The organism is Streptomyces poonensis (genome assembly GCF_014650915.1).
Classification (GTDB): domain Bacteria; phylum Actinomycetota; class Actinomycetes; order Streptomycetales; family Streptomycetaceae; genus Streptomyces; species Streptomyces poonensis.
Genome location: NZ_BMVW01000005.1, coordinates 55,979 through 70,809, shown reverse-complemented (window position 1 = coordinate 70,809; position 14,831 = coordinate 55,979). Strand labels below are relative to the sequence as shown.

Here is a 14,831-nt window from a genome sequence, read left to right as displayed (position 1 = left end):
AATTGCGGAAGTCTGTGTCGTCGCGGGGCGTCGCGAACTCGTCGCGACCGTCGACCGAGGGTCAGTCGTGCGCGTGCAGCGGCTTGCCGGCCAGGGCCAGGTGGGCCTCGCCGAGCGCCTCGTTCTGCGTCGGGTGGGCGTGGATCAGCTGGGCGACCTCGGCGGGGAGCGCCTCCCAGTTGTAGATCAGCTGGGCCTCGCCGACCTGCTCGCCCATACGGTCGCCGACCATGTGGACGCCGACCACGGCACCGTCCTTGACCTGGACGAGCTTGATCTCGCCCGCGGTCTTCAGGATCTTGCTCTTGCCGTTGCCCGCCAGGTTGTACTTCAGGGCGACGACCTTGTCCGCACCGTAGATCTCCTTGGCCTTGGCCTCGGTGATGCCGACGGAGGCGACCTCCGGGTGGCAGTAGGTCACGCGCGGCACGCCGTCGTAGTCGACCGGCACGGCGTTCAGGCCGGCCAGCCGCTCCGCGACGAGGATGCCCTCGGCGAAGCCGACGTGCGCGAGCTGCAGCGTCGGGACCAGGTCGCCGACCGCGGAGATCGTCGGGACGTTGGTGCGCATGTACTCGTCGACCAGGACGTAACCGCGGTCCATGGCGACCCCGGCCTCCTCGTAGCCGAGGCCCTGGGAGACCGGGCCGCGGCCGACGGCGACGAGCAGGACCTCGGCCTCGAACTCCTTGCCGTCGGCGAGGGTGACCTTGACGCCGTTCTGGGTGTACTCGGCCTTCTGGAAGAAGGTGCCGAGGTTGAACTTGATGCCGCGCTTGCGGAAGGCGCGCTCAAGAAGCTTGGAGGAGTTCTCGTCCTCGACCGGGACGAGGTGCTTCATGCCCTCGATGATCGTGACGTCGGAGCCGAAGGACTTCCACGCGGAGGCGAACTCGACGCCGATGACACCGCCGCCGAGGATGATCGCGGACTCCGGCACACGGTCCAGGACGAGGGCGTGGTCCGAGGAGATGATGCGGTTGCCGTCGATCTCCAGGCCCGGCAGCGACTTCGGCACGGAGCCGGTGGCGAGGAGGATGTGGCGGCCCTGGATGCGCTGGCCGTTCACGTCGACGGAGGTGGGGGAGGACAGCCGGCCCTCACCCTCGATGTAGGTCACCTTGCGGGAGGCGATCAGACCCTGCAGGCCCTTGTACAGGCCGGAGATCACGTCGTCCTTGTACTTCTGGACGGCCGGGACGTCGATGCCCTCGAAGGTGGCCTTCACACCGAACTGCTCGCTCTCGCGGGCCTGGTCGGCGATCTCGCCCGCGTGCAGCAGGGCCTTGGTGGGGATGCATCCCTTGTGCAGGCAGGTGCCGCCGACCTTGTCCTTCTCGATCAGGGCGACGTCCAGGCCCAGCTGCGCCCCGCGCAGGGCCGCGGCGTAACCACCGCTGCCACCGCCGAGGATCACTAGGTCGAAAACGGTGCTGGCGTCGTTCGCCACGTCACGTCCTCCATGCATGTGCGCCATACGCCGGTCTCCAGTGACCGGGCGGCGGCTGGTGTCCGGCCGCTTTTTTGCTTCGGCCCTGGGGTGGGGCCCTGTCCTGCCGTGCCCCATCTTTGCACTTGTCGGAGGCGTACGAGACGTGGGGCCCGGGTGTGAGACGCCCCACGCGCCCGCCGAAGCGGGACGAAACGGCCCCGGGCGGCGGGCGCCCGGGGCCGTGTGACACAAACGGAACGGACCTCAGCCCAGGTCGCCCGCCGCCGTGAGCTCCGCCAGCCGCACCAGGGTGCGCACCGCCGAGCCCGTGCCGCCCTTCGGCGTGTAGCCGAACGGGCCGGACTCGTTGAAGGCCGGGCCCGCGATGTCGAGGTGGGCCCAGGTGATGCCCTCGCCGACGAACTCGCGCAGGAACAGGCCGGCGACCAGGCCGCCGCCCATCCGCTCGCCCATGTTGGCGATGTCGGCGGTCGCGGACTCCATGCCCTTGCGCAGGTGCTCCGGCAGCGGCATCGGCCAGGCGGCCTCGCCGACCTCCTCGGCGGCCTCGTGGACGGCGGTGCGGAACGCGTCGTCGTTCGCCATGATCCCGAAGGTGCGGCTGCCGAGCGCCAGCATCATCGCGCCGGTCAGCGTGGCCACGTCCACGATGGCGTCCGGCTTCTCCTCGGAGGCCTTCGTGAGCGCGTCGGCCAGCACCAGCCGGCCCTCGGCGTCGGTGTTGAGGACCTCGACGGTCTTGCCGCTGTACATGCGCAGCACGTCGCCGGGGCGGGTGGCCGAGCCGGACGGCATGTTCTCGGCGAGCGCCAGGTAACCCGTGACGTTGACCTCCAGGCCGAGGCGCGCGGCGGCCACGACCGCGGCGAACACGGCGGCGGCACCGCTCATGTCGCACTTCATCGTCTCGTTGTGCCCGGCGGGCTTGAGCGAGATGCCGCCCGAGTCGTACGTGATGCCCTTGCCGACGAAGGCCAGGTGCTTCTTCGCCTTGGAGGAGGTGTACGACAGCTTCACCAGGCGCGGCGCGGACGACGAGCCGGCGCCGACGCCGAGGATGCCGCCGTAGCCGCCCTTGGCGAGGGCCTTCTCGTCGAGCACCTGCACCTTGATGCCGTGCTCCTTGGCCGCGGCCTGCGCGATCGCGGCGAACGCCTCGGGGTTGAGGTCGTTCGGCGGGGTGTTGATCAGGTCGCGGGCCCGGTTCAGCTCCTCGGACACGGTGACGGCCCGCTCGAGGGCGGCCTTGTGGGCGCGGTCGCGCGGCTTGGCGCCGAGCAGCGTCGCCTCGGCGAGCGGCCCCTTGCCGTTCTTCGCCTTGCCGTTCTTGGCCTTGGCGTCGCCCTTGTCCTTGTACGCGTCCCAGACGTACGCGCCGAGCAGCGCGCCCTCGCCGATCGCGCCGAGGTCGCCCGCGTCCCCGACCGGCAGCGCGAACGCGGCCTTCTTGGAGCCGGTCAGCGCCCGGGCCGCGGCACCGGCCGCCCGGCGCAGCGCCTCGGGCTCGTAGGAGGCGTCCTTCTCGGGCTCCGCCCCCAGGCCCACCGCCACCACGAGCGGCGCCTTGAAGCCGGACGGCGCGGGCAGCTTCGTCACCTCACCCTCGGCGCCCGAGGCGCCGAGGGTCTTGAGGACATCGGCCAGCTTGCCGTCGTACGCCTGGTCCACGGCCTCGGCGCCCGGTGCGACGACCAGGTCCCCGGACCCGGATGCAGAGCCCTTCGCGACACCGACGACGATCGCGTCGGCCCGGAGGCCGGACGCGGCGGCGGTGCTGAGAGTGAGAGCAGTCACGGTGGTGAAATCTCGCTTCCGATTGAGTTGCTGGTGGCCGAACGGATGGGGTCGACCGGCCCTGGGGGAGACCCTAGATCCGCCAAGTGCGGCAGTCCCGGCCGGGCCGGGGGAATCGGTACTGCGCAAGGGCTTCTGCCGGTCCTGGGGTGCCAAGGACGAGCCTAGGCCCTGCGTGCCGGATCGGGCCCGTTCGCCTGCGCGTTCGTGCCGAACGGCTGTCTGACGGGGGGCTCCGTCAGCCCGGCGCCAGCACGAGGAGCGCAGCCGTCGCAGCGGTCTCCGCCAGCGCGCCGAACACGTCACCCGTCACTCCGCCGAGGCGGCGTGTGCAGTGCCGCAGCAGCAACTCGGCCGCGGCGCAGGCGAGTACGACCGCGCAGACCGCCCGCACCGCACCGTACGTCCCGGAGAGGGCGCCGCCCGCGACCGCCGCCGCCACGGCGACCGCGCCCGCGACCAGCAGCGCGCCCCCTACGGGAACCGTGCCCGCGACCGCCGCGCCGAGCCCCTCGGGCCGTGCCGGGGGCACCCCCGCGCGCGCGGCCAGGGTGAGGGCGAGCCGGGCCGCGGCCGCCGAGAGGACGGCCGCGAGGGCGCCGTGGGCCCACGAGGTGCCGTACGCCTGCGCGAGGGCGGCGACCTGCGCGAGCAGCACGAGCACCAGGGTGATCACGCCGAAGGGGCCGATGTCGGACCGCTTCATGATGCGCAGCGCGTCGTCGGCGGGCTTGTTGCTGCCGAGGCCGTCGGCCGTGTCGGCGAGACCGTCGAGGTGGAGGCCGCGGGTGAGGACGGCGGGCACGGCGACGGCCGCCACGGCGGCGAGCAGGGGACCGGCGCCGAGGAGGAGCAGCACCGCGCCGAGCCCGGCGGCCCCGAGCCCGACGACCACCCCGGCCACCGGCGCGCACAGCATCCCCGCCCGCGCGGCCCCGCGGTCCCAGCGGGTCAGCGGAACGGGCAGCACGGTGAGGGTGCCGAAGGCGAAGCGGAGTCCGTCGAGGAGGGGGGTGGTGCGCACCGGCGCAGGTTACCCGGCGATCGCGGGGACGGCTCCGGCGGCCGTGCCCGCACCGGGCACCCTCGCGCCCGGCTATCCCTCGGTGCCCGGGTGTCAGCTCCCGCCCGCGTCCGCGTGCGCCTCGTCGCCGGGCTTCTCCGCGTCCTCGCCGTCCTCGCCGTCCCCGCCGCCCTCGGCCTCCCGTTCGGGGAGTTCCGCCGCCAGGGCGGCCGCCGCCTGGACGAGGGACAGGGCCAGCAGCGCGCCCGTGCCCTCGCCGACGCTCACGCCGTGGTCGAGCAGGGGCTCGATCGCCATCCGGTCCAGGGCCTTGGCCTGGGCCGGCTCACCGCTGCGCTGGCCGGCCAGCCACCAGTCCGGGGCCCGGAAGGCGATCCGCTGGGCGACGAGCGCGCACGCGGCCGACACCACGCCGTCGAGGACCACCGGTGTCTTGCGCACCGCGCACTGGAGCAGGAAGCCCGTCGCCGCGGCGAGATCGGCCCCGCCCACCGTCGCCAGCAGCTGGAGCTGGTCCCCGAGGACCGGGCGGGCCCGCCGCAGGGCGTCCCGTACGGCCGCGCACTTGCGCATCCACGCCAGGTCGTCGATGGGCCGCCCGCCCCGCCCGGTGACCACGGAGGCGTCGGTGCCGCACAGGGCGGCGACCAGCACGGCCGCCGCCGTGGTGCCGCCCACGCTCACATCGCCGAGCACCACCAGGTCCGTACCGGAGTCGGCTTCCTCGTCCGCGACCGCGACTCCCGCCCGGAACGCCGCCTCCGCCTCCTCGGCGGTCAGCCCGTCCTCGACGTCGATCCGCCCGGAACCCCGGCGCACCCGGTGGCGCACGACGTCCGCGGGCAGCTCCCCGGGGTCGCAGTCCAGCGCCATGTCCACCACACGCACCGGCACGTCGAGCCGCCGCGCCAGCACCGCCACGGGGCTGGTCCCGTCGAGCACCGCCCGCACCAGCCGGACCGCCGTGCCCGCGGGCCGCGCGGACACGTCCCGCGCGGCGATCCCGTGATCACCCGCGAACAGCACCACCCGGGGACGGGTGATCGGCCGCACCGGTACGGCGGACTGCGCCGCCGCCAGCCACTCGCCCAGGTCGTCGAGGCGCCCCAGCGCTCCGGGCGGCACGGTCTGCCGCTCCCGCCGCGCCTCGGCGTCGCGGCGCACCCCGCCGTCGGGGCGCTCGATCAGATCGGTGAAGTCGTCGAGATTCAGCGAGCTCATTCGCCGAACAGTACCGGCCGCGGTCGAACGCGGCGGCGTCACACCGGCGTCACTTCGGCGGCACGGCTGCGGGACGTCGTTGCACCCATGATCGCCATCCCATACGTTCCGTTTTGCTCGCCATTGCCCCGCAGGGAGTCGCCCATGCCCACCGCCCCGCGACCCGCCCCGACCCGGCCCGACCCGTCCGCGGACCAGTTCCGTGAGCCACGCCGGGACGACTGTCCCTGGTGCGGCTCCACCCGGCTGCGCACCCGGGTCCGTACGTCCGACCCGGTACGGCGCGCTCCGGGCGTCTTCGAGGTGGACGAGTGCCGGGAGTGCTCGCACGCCTTCCAGAACCCCCGGCTCACCGCCGACGTTCTGGCCCTCCACCTCCGCCGTCCGCACGGCGGCCACCGCCCCGCCGCCCTCCGCGCCGCCGCCCGCGCGGTGCCGCCGGACGCCGAGCCCGAGAGCTGGCTCGACGTCGGCACCGGGCACGGGCACTTCCCGGAGGAGGCCAGGCAGGTGCACCCGTACACCTGCTTCGACGGGCTGGACCCGACTCCGCGCGTCGAACGGGCCCGCGAGGCCGGACGCGTCGAGGAGGCCCACCGGGGCACGCTCACCGACCCGGCCGTCACCGGACGGCTGCGCGGCCGCTACGACGTGGTCAGCATGTTCCACCACCTGGCCCACTGCCCCGACCCGCGTGCGGAGCTCCGCGCCGCGCTGACCGTCCTGCGCCCCGGCGGCCACCTGCTGATCGAGCTCACGGACCCCGGCTGCCTGTTCGGCGCGCTGCTCGGCCGCTGGTGGGCGGCGTACGACCAGCCGCGCCGGCTGCACCTGCTGCCGCTGCCCAACCTGCTGGCCGAGCTGGCGGCCGCCGGCTGCGCGATCGTCGCCGTGGACCGCGGCGGACCCCACGTCCCGTACGACCTCACCGGCGCCCTCTCCCTGGCTCTCGCCCGCCGGCACCCTGCCCCGCCCTGGGTCCGCGTCCCGCTGCTGGTCATCGCCACGGCACTGGACCACGCCCTCGCCCCGCTGCTGCGCCGCACCCGCTTCTCCAACGCCTACCGGGTCCTCGCCCGCCGGCCGGCGTGACGTCAGCCGCGCAGCGGCAGCGCCTGGCCCGCCACCACCAGCAGCACGTGCTCGCACTCGGCCGCGAACGCCGCGTTCAGGCGCCCGAGTTCGTCCCGGTAGCGGCGCCCGGAGGCGGTGGCGGGCACGATCCCGGACCCCACCTCGTTCGACACCGTGACCACCGTGCGGCGGGTCTGCCGCACGGCCTCGGTGAGGTCCCGCACCCGCGCCCGCAGGGAGCGTTCGCCGCCGTCGGCCCACTCGGCGTCGTCCCACGCGCCCACGGAGTCCATCGCGTCGGTCAGCCACAGCGACAGACAGTCGATCAGCAGCGGCGGCCCGTCCTCCTTCAACAGCGGTACGAGGTCGCAGGTCTCGGCCGTGCGCCAGGAGCCAGGCCGCCGCTCCCGGTGCGCGGCGACCCGGGCCGCCCACTCGCCGTCCCCGTTCCGGGTGCCGCCCGTCGCCACGTAGAGCACGTCCGGGAACGCCTCCAGCCGCCGCTCCGCCTCCACCGACTTGCCCGAGCGCGCCCCGCCCAGCACGAGGGTGCGCCGCGGTACGTCGGGGACGTCCTCGTAGGCGCCCACGTCCAGCGTCGTGCCGTCCGGCACGGCCCGTGCCCCGGCCGCGGCCAGCCGGCGGCGCAGCTCGGCGCCCGGCGGCACGTCGTGGTCGAGGTGCACGGCGATGACGTCGGTGGTGGGGCCGGCCGCCCCCACCGCCCGCAGCCGCGCCAGCGCGTCCGGCCGCCCGATCACGTCCAGCAGCACCATCGCGTACGGCTCGGACGGCCACTCCTCCAGTCCGGCCGGCGCGGCCCCCGGCGGCAGGTACAGCAGCCGCTGCCCGTCCGGTCCCGTCACGGCGTACCCCGTCCCCGGCGCGTCCAACGCCAGCGCCCGCACCCGGTGCCCGCTCATCAGCGCCAGCTCCCGCCCGTCCGGCACCCGCCCCGGCTGCGGCAGCCCCGCCGGGACCTCGACCGCGGGCCCCTCGTGCGGATGCGAGAGCAGCACCTGCCGTACGCCGGCCAGGGTGTGCCCGGAGCGGGCGGCGGCGAGGGCGGCACCGGGCGTCAGATCGAGCAGCAGCGTCCCGTCCACCAGCAGCGCGGTCGCCGCCCGGGCGTCGGTGCCCTGGGCGGTCGCGCAGGCCGCGCAGGGACAGTCGGGGCGGGGAAGTCCCGCGGGGGCGCCGGTGCCGAGCAGTGTCAGTTCCACGCGGCTGATTTTCTCGTGTCCCGCCGAGTCCTCGCAGGTCTTGCGCGTCCGACTAGGCTTCGGACAGGAACCGGATCTTGCCCGGCACCGCCTCCGGCGCCGGGCCGGTACTTACGGAGGCTCACATGGCGGCATGGACGTGGCGGTTCGAGAAGGCCGACGGGACGGAGGTCCAGCCCGCGGTGCAGCCCGAGGAGTTCACCACTCAGGGGGACGCGGAGTCCTGGATCGGCGAGCACTGGAAGGCCCTGCTGGAAGGCGGTGCGGACCAGGTCCGGCTGTACGAGGACACCACGGAGATCTACGGGCCGATGAGCCTGCACGCGGAGAACGCGTAGGGCGACGGGCTGCCCGGTCCGCCGCTCGTGGAGCGGCGGACCCGGGCCGCGCGGGCCCGCATCGCGCCTAATGCTCCCCGAGCGTCACCTCGGCCGTCCTCTTGTCGTCGTCCCGCAGATAGGAGACGGCCGCCCGGTCGCCCGGACGCTTGCCGGCCAGGGCCTCGGAGAGGGATGTGAAGGTGGTGATGTCGGTGTCGTCCAGCGCCGTGATGACGTCTCCGGCCCTGAGACCGGCCTTGTCGGCCGCGCCGCCCCCTTCCACCGAGACGACGGCCACCCCGACGGGCCGGTAGTCGCCGCCGACGAGCGTACGGCCGGTGATGCCGAGCGCCGCCCGGCCCGAGTCGGTCACCCGGCCGTGCTTGACGATCTGGTCGGCGACCGTCCGCACCATGGACGAGGGGATGGCGAAACCGATCCCGGGCGCCGCGCCCTCGCCGAGCCCGGAATTGGTCGCGGCGAGCGTGGGAATGCCGATGACCCGGCCGTCGAGGCCGACGAGGGCACCGCCGCTGTTGCCGGGGTTGATCGCCGCGGACGTCTGCACCATGTTCGGGATGGTCGCCCCCGTGCCCCCGCCCGAGCTGCTCTCGGTCACCGTGCGCCCGGTGGCCGACACGATCCCCTGCGTCACACTGGACGACAGCCCGAGCGGTGACCCCATGGCGAGCACGATCTGGCCCACGTCGACTCCGGACGAGTCGGCGAAGGACGCCGCCTTCAGCCCGTCCGGCACGTCGTTCAGCCGGATCACGGCGAGGTCCTGCTCGGGGTACGCGTACACGAGCCGCGCGCTGAGCACGTCCCCGCTGTTGGCCGTCGTCACCCGGAACGTCCGCGCGTCGCCCACCACGTGCGCGTTCGTGACGATGTGCCCCTTGCCGTCGTACACCACCCCCGACCCGAGGTCGTCGCTCGCCTGGATCTGCACGACCGAGGGCAGCACGTCGTCGACCACCTTGCGGTAGTCGTCCTCCAGCCCGTTGGCCGCCCGGGGCGCGGCGGCCCGGGCGGTGGTCGCGCCGTCCCGCGTGACGGGCGCCCGGTCGCCGGAGCACCCGGAGCCGGAGAGGAGGAGGAGAGCGGCGACGGTCACGGGGGCCAGCGGCCGGAGGGCGTGCGGGCGGGGCGGGCACACGGATACGTCCATGGCCCGAGTCTCACCGTGCGGCGGCGGTCCGGGCACGGGATGTGCGCCCGAACGGGCGCCGCGGGAACGCCGCGGGACCTCCCGGCGCCCCCGGGGACGTCAGCCCCGCACCCCGCACAGGTGCAGCAGCGCCGCCACCCGCCGGTACGGGTCCGTCCGGCCCGCCCGGTCCTCCGCCGCGAGCAGCGCGACCATGTCCTGGGGCGTTCCGGGAAGCGCCGTGCCGCCCGCCGTGAGATCCGTGAAGACCCGCACCCCGTACCAGGTGTGCAGGGGCGCCCCGATCCCGGCGAGCGTGGCCGTCAGCGAACCCAGCCGGTCCGCCCACACCTCGAGCCCCGGCCGTGACGGGGACTCACCGTGTTCGGGCGCCGCCGGGATCCTGGGGGTGTGCGCGGGTGTGTCCAGGGCGGCCAGTGTCCCCGCCCAGTCACCGGTGAGCGCCGGCCGCAGGGCGGGGGTGTCCCCGTTGCGCACGAGGAGCGAGAGCAGCCCGCCGGGGGCGAGCATCCGTGCCAGGCCCGCCAGCAGCGGGTCCGGCTCCTCGATGTGCATCAGCACACCGTGGCACAGCACCACGTCGAAGCTGCCCGGCAGGAAGTGCACGCCCGTGTCGCGGCCGTCGCCCTCGACGACCCGGACCCGGCCGCGGACGCCCTCCGGCTGCGCGGCGAGCGCCTCACGGACGACCGCGACCATCTGCGGATCCCGCTCGACGCCGGTCACCGCGTGCCCGGCACGCGCCAGCCGCAGCGCCTGCGCGCCCCGGCCCATGCCCACGTCCAGCACCCGCAGCCGCTGCCCGACCGGGAACCGCCCGGCTATCTGCTCGTCGAGCTGCCGGGTCACCAGCTCCTGCCGTACCGTCTCGCGCAGCCGGTCCCAGCCGCCGGCCCCGGTGTCCGCCGCGCCCTGGGCGAAAGACGTTGCGCTCAGGGCCGCTCTCCGCGCTTGACCTGCGGCTTCGGCAGCCTGAGGCGACGCATCTGAAGGGTGCGCATCAGCGCGTAGGCGACGGCGCCGCGCTTGTTCTCGTTCGGGAAGCGGGTGTTCAGCTGCTTCTTCAGCCGGATGCCGGTGACGACCGAGTCGACGACGATCAGGACGATCACGAAGAGCCACAGCAGCAGCGCGACGTTCTGCAGCGCGGGCACCCGCACCATGCTCAGTACGAGGATGACCACGGCCATCGGCAGGAACCACTCCGCGATCGCGAACCGCGAGTCCACGAAGTCGCGCGCGTACTTCCGCACCGGGCCCTTGTCGCGCGCGGGCAGATAGCGCTCGTCGCCGCTCGCCAGCGCCTGGCGCTGCCGCTCCATCGCGGCACGCCGCTCGTCGCGGTTGCGCTTGGCGGCCTCCTTGCGCGTCGTCGGCGTGTTGGCGACGCTGCGGCGCTGCGTACGGGCCTCACTGCGCTTCGGCGTGGGGCGGCCCTTGGGGGCCTGCGGGTCGCGGGTCTGCTTGGAGTCGGTCACCGGCGCCTGTGCGGCGGCCTGGGCCTTCTCATCCTTGGCACGGCTACGGAACACAAAAACCAAGGGTACGGGGTGCGCCCGCATGGACCCCAGCCCGGTGGGGAACGATCCGGCAACACCGGACGTCTGTAAAGGGGACGAAAGCGGCCATGTCCCACACGAAACGCACGGGGAGGCACGGGGAAACAGGAGGAAACCTGAGCGTTTCCGGGACCCGTCCCGTATGCGTACCCGGGAGACATGTCCTCCCTGCGCCGGATCGGTGCCGTCCGCAGTCGTCCTTGGGGAGGAGCGCATCCGTCCCCGAACAGTGCGGTAATGGATGCAGAACCCGTACCGTTGGTTCTGTTGCAGTCGCTGGAGCTGGAGTCGGTCAGAAGGGGGCGCGCGAAGCCCATGAGCGGTGTCATGAAGCGTATGGGGATGATCTTCCGCGCGAAGGCGAACAAGGCCCTTGACCGGGCCGAGGACCCGCGCGAAACCCTTGATTACTCGTATCAGAAGCAGTTGGAGCTGCTCCAGAAGGTGCGTCGCGGCGTCGCCGACGTGGCCACCTCCCGCAAGCGCCTGGAGCTCCAGCTCAACCAGCTCCAGTCGCAGTCCTCCAAGCTGGAGGACCAGGGCCGCAAGGCGCTCGCGCTGGGCCGTGAGGACCTGGCCCGCGAGGCGCTCTCCCGCCGTGCGGCGCTCCAGCAGCAGGTGACGGACCTGGAGACGCAGCACGCCACGCTCCAGGGCGAGGAGGAGAAGCTCACCCTGGCCGCCCAGCGGCTGCAGGCCAAGGTGGACGCCTTCCGCACCAAGAAGGAGACCATCAAGGCCACGTACACCGCGGCCCAGGCACAGACCCGGATCGGCGAGGCGTTCTCCGGTATCTCCGAGGAGATGGGCGACGTCGGCCTCGCCATCCAGCGCGCGGAGGACAAGACGGCCCAGATGCAGGCCCGGGCCGGCGCCATCGACGAGCTCCTCGCCTCCGGTGCCCTGGACGACCCGACCGGGATGCACAAGGACGACATCCAGGCCGAGCTGGACCGGCTCTCCGGCGGTACGGACGTGGAGCTGGAGCTGCAGCGCATGAAGGCCGAGCTGGCCGGGGGCACCACGGCCGGGCAGCAGGCGATCGAGGGCGGCACGGGCCAGGGTCAGGCCCAGGCACAGCCCCAGCAGCAGGACACCCCGCGTTTCGACAAGCAGTGACCGGTCACGGTACGGATTCCCACGCCTTCAGGAGGGCGACATGATCGTACGGATCATGGGGGAGGGGCAGGTGAGGCTGGCCGACGGCCACCTCGCCGAACTGAACAAGCTGGACGACGAACTGCTCGCGGAGATGGAGGGCGGTGACGGTCCAGGCTTCCGCCGTACGCTCCATGCCCTGCTGGACAAGGTCCGTGAGCTGGGCACACCGCTGCCGGACGACTCCCTGGAGCCGTCCGAGCTGATCCTGCCGTCGCCGGACGCGACCCTGGACGAGGTCAGGGAGCTGCTGCAGGGTGACGGACTGATCCCGGGCTGACGGCCGGGGCGGCTGACGGAGGGAAGAGCCGCGGACCGGCCTGTGCGTGCCGATTCCCGGCCGGAGATCCCGGGGACGAGGCCGCCCGGGCGCCCGTACTTCCGCACCGCCGCCTGTGACGACCCCGTACCGTAAGCAGTCGTGAGCACCTTCCAGCGCGTCAGGTCCTGGCTCAGGGCGCACCCTCTGGCGCCGGACGCGGTTCTGGCGGCCGGTGTCCTGGTCTGCATGATCGTCGGCTCGTTCGTCGACCCGCACGCGGAGGCCGGCGCGAAGTGGGGCGCCCGTACGCCCGAACCGCTCGGTCTGGCGCTCATGGTCCTCGCCGCGGCGGCACTGATCCTGCGGCGCCGCTCGCCCGTGCCCGTGCTGGCCGTCACCGTGGTGTTCGCCCTCGCCGAGTTCACCACCGGCGGTCCCCGCGCCCCGCTGGCGATGTCCGTGGTCGTCGCCCTGTACACCGTCGCGTCCGCCACCGACCGCCCCACCACCTGGCGGGTGGGCCTGCTCACCATGGTGGTCCTGACGGGTGTCGCCATGCTCGCCGGGCCGCTGCCCTGGTACGCCCAGGAGAACCTCGGCCTCTTCGCCTGGACCGGCATGGCCGCCGCGGCCGGGGACGCGGTCCGCAGCCGCCGGGCCTTCGTGAACGCCATAAGGGAACGCGCCGACCGGGCCGAACGCACCCGTGAGGAGGAGGCCCGCCGACGGGTCGCCGAGGAGCGCCTCCGGATCGCCCGGGACCTGCATGACGTCGTCGCCCATCACATCGCGCTGGTCAACGTGCAGGCGGGGGTGGCCGCCCACGTCATGGACAAGCGCCCCGACCAGGCCAAGGAGGCCCTCGCGCACGTCCGCGAGGCCAGCCGTTCGGCGCTCGACGAGCTCCGCGCCACGGTCGGTCTGCTGCGGCAGTCCGGTGACCCGGAGGCCCCCACCGAGCCCGCCCCCGGCCTGAACCGGCTGGACGAGCTCGCCGGCACCTTCCGCAACGCGGGGCTGACCGTCGAGGTCGCCCGCGCCGACCACGGCACCGAACTCCCGGCCGCCGTCGACCTCGCCGCGTACCGCGTCATCCAGGAGGCCCTCACCAACGTGCGCAAGCACGCGGGCCCGGCGGCGAAGGCCGAGGTCAGCGTCGTCCGGGTGGGACCGGACATCGAGATCACGGTGCTCGACGACGGCACGGGCACCCGCGCCGGCCGCGCCGACGACGGCGCCCGCGCCGAAAGCGGGCACGGGCCGGTCGAGGACAGCGGCGGGCACGGCCTGCTCGGCATGCGGGAACGCGTCACCGCGCTCGGCGGCACCTGCACCGCGGGCCCCCGCTACGGCGGCGGCTTCCGGGTCCACGCGATCCTGCCGGTCGACAGCCGGACGGCTGCCGCCGCGGACACCGTGTGACGCGGGACCGCGTGCGGCATCCGGCCCGGATGCCGCAGGTCGGCCGTTCGCTGGGCGTACGTCGGTCGTCCGCCGACCGCACGTCGGCCGTCCGCCCCGCACCGGCACCGCCCGTTCGCGTCGGGCCGTCCGTTCGCGGGCGGCCGGATCGCCCGCCTGCCCGGGCCGGGCAACCACCCGTCCACGCACGGGCCACCGCTCGCTCGCGGGCGTAGGGGCACCACCCGCTCGCACAGGCAGGGAAGCACCGTCCGTACGGCCCGCCCGGACGGTTCCTGCAGTAGCGTCCGCCCGTACGGACACCCCGGTACCGTCAGCCTGTACGGACAGCGACGGACAGCCCAGTACCGTCCGCCCGTACGGCCACCCGGAAGACCGTCACCGCCCCGGAGGGGACTCCGCATGACCATCCGCGTCCTGCTCGCCGACGACCAGGCGCTGCTGCGCAGTGCCTTCCGCGTCCTCGTGGACTCGGAGCCGGACATGGAGGTCGTGGGGGAGGCGTCGGACGGGGCGGAGGCCGTGCGGCTCGCGCGCGAGGAGCGGGTGGACGTCGTGCTGATGGACATCCGTATGCCCGGCACCGACGGCCTCGCCGCCACCCGGCTCATCACCGCCGACCCCGCGCTCACCCATGTCCGCGTGGTGATGCTGACGACGTTCGAGGTCGACGAGTACGTGGTGCAGTCGCTGCGCGCGGGTGCCTCCGGCTTCCTCGGCAAGGGCTCCGAGCCGGAGGAGCTGCTGAACGCCATCCGGATCGCGGCGGGCGGCGAGGCGCTGCTGTCACCCGCGGCCACCAAGGGGCTGATCGCCCGGTTCCTCGCCCAGGAGGGCGCCGCCGACGACGGCCGCGACCCCGCCCGCTCCGAACGGCTGGGCTCCCTCACCGGCCGGGAGCGCGAGGTCCTCGTCCAGGTCGCCGGGGGCCACTCCAACGACGAGATCGCCGAACGGCTGGAAGTGAGCCCGCTGACCGTGAAGACGCACGTCAACCGGGCCATGGCCAAACTGGGCGCCCGCGACCGGGCCCAGCTGGTCGTGATCGCGTACGAGTCCGGGCTGGTCCGTCCGCGTGTCGAGTGAGGCGGCGACGGACCGCTACGTGCGCCGGTACGCCCAAGGGTGGACCGCCCCGGGGACCGTCCTA

14 protein-coding genes are annotated in these 14,831 nt (G+C 73.9%); 6 read left to right on the top strand and 8 right to left on the bottom strand.

Going from position 1 to position 14,831, the window contains the following annotated elements; genetic code table 11:
- Positions 1-61 precede the first annotated feature (61 nt).
- The 4 genes from lpdA to cobT all read right to left on the bottom strand — a co-directional run bounded on the left by lpdA (position 62) and on the right by cobT (position 5,492).
- A complete protein-coding gene (gene lpdA, locus IE242_RS15245; protein WP_189859403.1) occupies positions 62-1,450 on the bottom strand; it encodes a dihydrolipoyl dehydrogenase in 1,389 nt (462 codons plus the stop codon).
- A 246-nt stretch (positions 1,451-1,696) separates the two neighbouring features.
- A complete protein-coding gene (locus IE242_RS15240) occupies positions 1,697-3,247 on the bottom strand; it encodes a leucyl aminopeptidase (RefSeq protein WP_189859401.1) in 1,551 nt (516 codons plus the stop codon).
- 238 nt (positions 3,248-3,485) lie between these two features.
- Entirely contained in the window at positions 3,486-4,271 is a 786-nt protein-coding gene (locus tag IE242_RS15235; protein ID WP_189859399.1) for an adenosylcobinamide-GDP ribazoletransferase, read from the bottom strand.
- Between the two features lie 93 nt (positions 4,272-4,364).
- Complete coding sequence (gene cobT, locus IE242_RS15230; RefSeq protein WP_189859397.1) at positions 4,365-5,492, bottom strand: nicotinate-nucleotide--dimethylbenzimidazole phosphoribosyltransferase; 1,128 nt, start codon at positions 5,490-5,492, stop codon at positions 4,365-4,367.
- A 144-nt stretch (positions 5,493-5,636) separates the two neighbouring features.
- Between cobT and IE242_RS15225 the strand changes: the two genes are divergently transcribed.
- Positions 5,637-6,584, top strand: coding sequence for a class I SAM-dependent methyltransferase (locus IE242_RS15225; protein WP_189859395.1), 948 nt, complete (start codon positions 5,637-5,639; stop codon positions 6,582-6,584).
- Positions 6,585-6,586: 2 nt separating this feature from the next.
- On the opposite strand, the gene IE242_RS15220 is transcribed toward IE242_RS15225, so the two are convergent.
- The gene (locus IE242_RS15220; RefSeq protein WP_189859393.1) at positions 6,587-7,789 is read right to left on the bottom strand and encodes a bifunctional adenosylcobinamide kinase/adenosylcobinamide-phosphate guanylyltransferase; all 1,203 of its coding nucleotides are present in this window, start codon (positions 7,787-7,789) and stop codon (positions 6,587-6,589) included.
- A gap of 125 nt (positions 7,790-7,914) precedes the next feature.
- Here IE242_RS15220 and IE242_RS15215 point away from each other — a divergent pair, with 125 nt between their 5' ends.
- Positions 7,915-8,127, top strand: a complete 213-nt coding sequence (locus IE242_RS15215; RefSeq protein WP_189859391.1) for a hypothetical protein — start codon at positions 7,915-7,917, stop codon at positions 8,125-8,127.
- A 67-nt stretch (positions 8,128-8,194) separates the two neighbouring features.
- On the opposite strand, the gene IE242_RS15210 is transcribed toward IE242_RS15215, so the two are convergent.
- From IE242_RS15210 to IE242_RS15200, 3 genes are all read right to left on the bottom strand, one after another.
- Positions 8,195-9,280: a S1C family serine protease gene (locus IE242_RS15210; protein WP_189859389.1), complete on the bottom strand. Its 1,086-nt coding sequence runs from the start codon at positions 9,278-9,280 to the stop codon at positions 8,195-8,197.
- Positions 9,281-9,379: 99 nt separating this feature from the next.
- Positions 9,380-10,129 carry a class I SAM-dependent methyltransferase gene (locus IE242_RS15205; RefSeq protein WP_189859387.1) on the bottom strand — a complete coding sequence of 250 codons (750 nt, stop codon included), beginning with the start codon at positions 10,127-10,129 and terminating at the stop codon, positions 9,380-9,382.
- Positions 10,130-10,212: 83 nt separating this feature from the next.
- Complete coding sequence (locus IE242_RS15200; RefSeq protein WP_189859385.1) at positions 10,213-10,842, bottom strand: DUF3043 domain-containing protein; 630 nt, start codon at positions 10,840-10,842, stop codon at positions 10,213-10,215.
- Positions 10,843-11,154: 312 nt separating this feature from the next.
- On the opposite strand from IE242_RS15200, the gene IE242_RS15195 reads away from it, so the two are divergent.
- The 4 genes from IE242_RS15195 (at position 11,155) to IE242_RS15180 (ending at position 14,767) form a co-directional block, all read left to right on the top strand.
- On the top strand, positions 11,155-11,958 hold the full coding sequence (locus IE242_RS15195; RefSeq protein WP_189859943.1) for a PspA/IM30 family protein: 804 nt from the start codon (positions 11,155-11,157) through the stop codon (positions 11,956-11,958).
- 40 nt (positions 11,959-11,998) lie between these two features.
- Positions 11,999-12,277, top strand: a complete 279-nt coding sequence (pspAA, locus tag IE242_RS15190) for a PspA-associated protein PspAA (RefSeq protein ID WP_189859383.1) — start codon at positions 11,999-12,001, stop codon at positions 12,275-12,277.
- A gap of 141 nt (positions 12,278-12,418) precedes the next feature.
- The gene (locus IE242_RS15185) at positions 12,419-13,681 is read left to right on the top strand and encodes a sensor histidine kinase (RefSeq protein ID WP_189859381.1); all 1,263 of its coding nucleotides are present in this window, start codon (positions 12,419-12,421) and stop codon (positions 13,679-13,681) included.
- 402 nt (positions 13,682-14,083) lie between these two features.
- Positions 14,084-14,767 carry a response regulator gene (locus IE242_RS15180; RefSeq protein ID WP_189859379.1) on the top strand — a complete coding sequence of 228 codons (684 nt, stop codon included), beginning with the start codon at positions 14,084-14,086 and terminating at the stop codon, positions 14,765-14,767.
- Positions 14,768-14,831 lie beyond the last annotated feature (64 nt).

Bases quoted from the DNA above. Each gene is read 5' to 3' on its own strand.
- cobT (WP_189859397.1), bottom strand. From the start codon at position 5,492: ATGAGCTCGCTGAATCTCGACGACTTCACCGATCTGATCGAGCGCCCC.
- IE242_RS15225 (WP_189859395.1), top strand. From the start codon at position 5,637: ATGCCCACCGCCCCGCGACCCGCCCCGACCCGGCCCGACCCGTCCGCG.
- IE242_RS15215 (WP_189859391.1), top strand. From the start codon at position 7,915: ATGGCGGCATGGACGTGGCGGTTCGAGAAGGCCGACGGGACGGAGGTC.
- IE242_RS15210 (WP_189859389.1), bottom strand. From the start codon at position 9,280: ATGGACGTATCCGTGTGCCCGCCCCGCCCGCACGCCCTCCGGCCGCTG.
- IE242_RS15200 (WP_189859385.1), bottom strand. From the start codon at position 10,842: ATGCGGGCGCACCCCGTACCCTTGGTTTTTGTGTTCCGTAGCCGTGCC.
- IE242_RS15195 (WP_189859943.1), top strand. From the start codon at position 11,155: ATGAGCGGTGTCATGAAGCGTATGGGGATGATCTTCCGCGCGAAGGCG.
- pspAA (WP_189859383.1), top strand. From the start codon at position 11,999: ATGATCGTACGGATCATGGGGGAGGGGCAGGTGAGGCTGGCCGACGGC.
- IE242_RS15180 (WP_189859379.1), top strand. From the start codon at position 14,084: ATGACCATCCGCGTCCTGCTCGCCGACGACCAGGCGCTGCTGCGCAGT.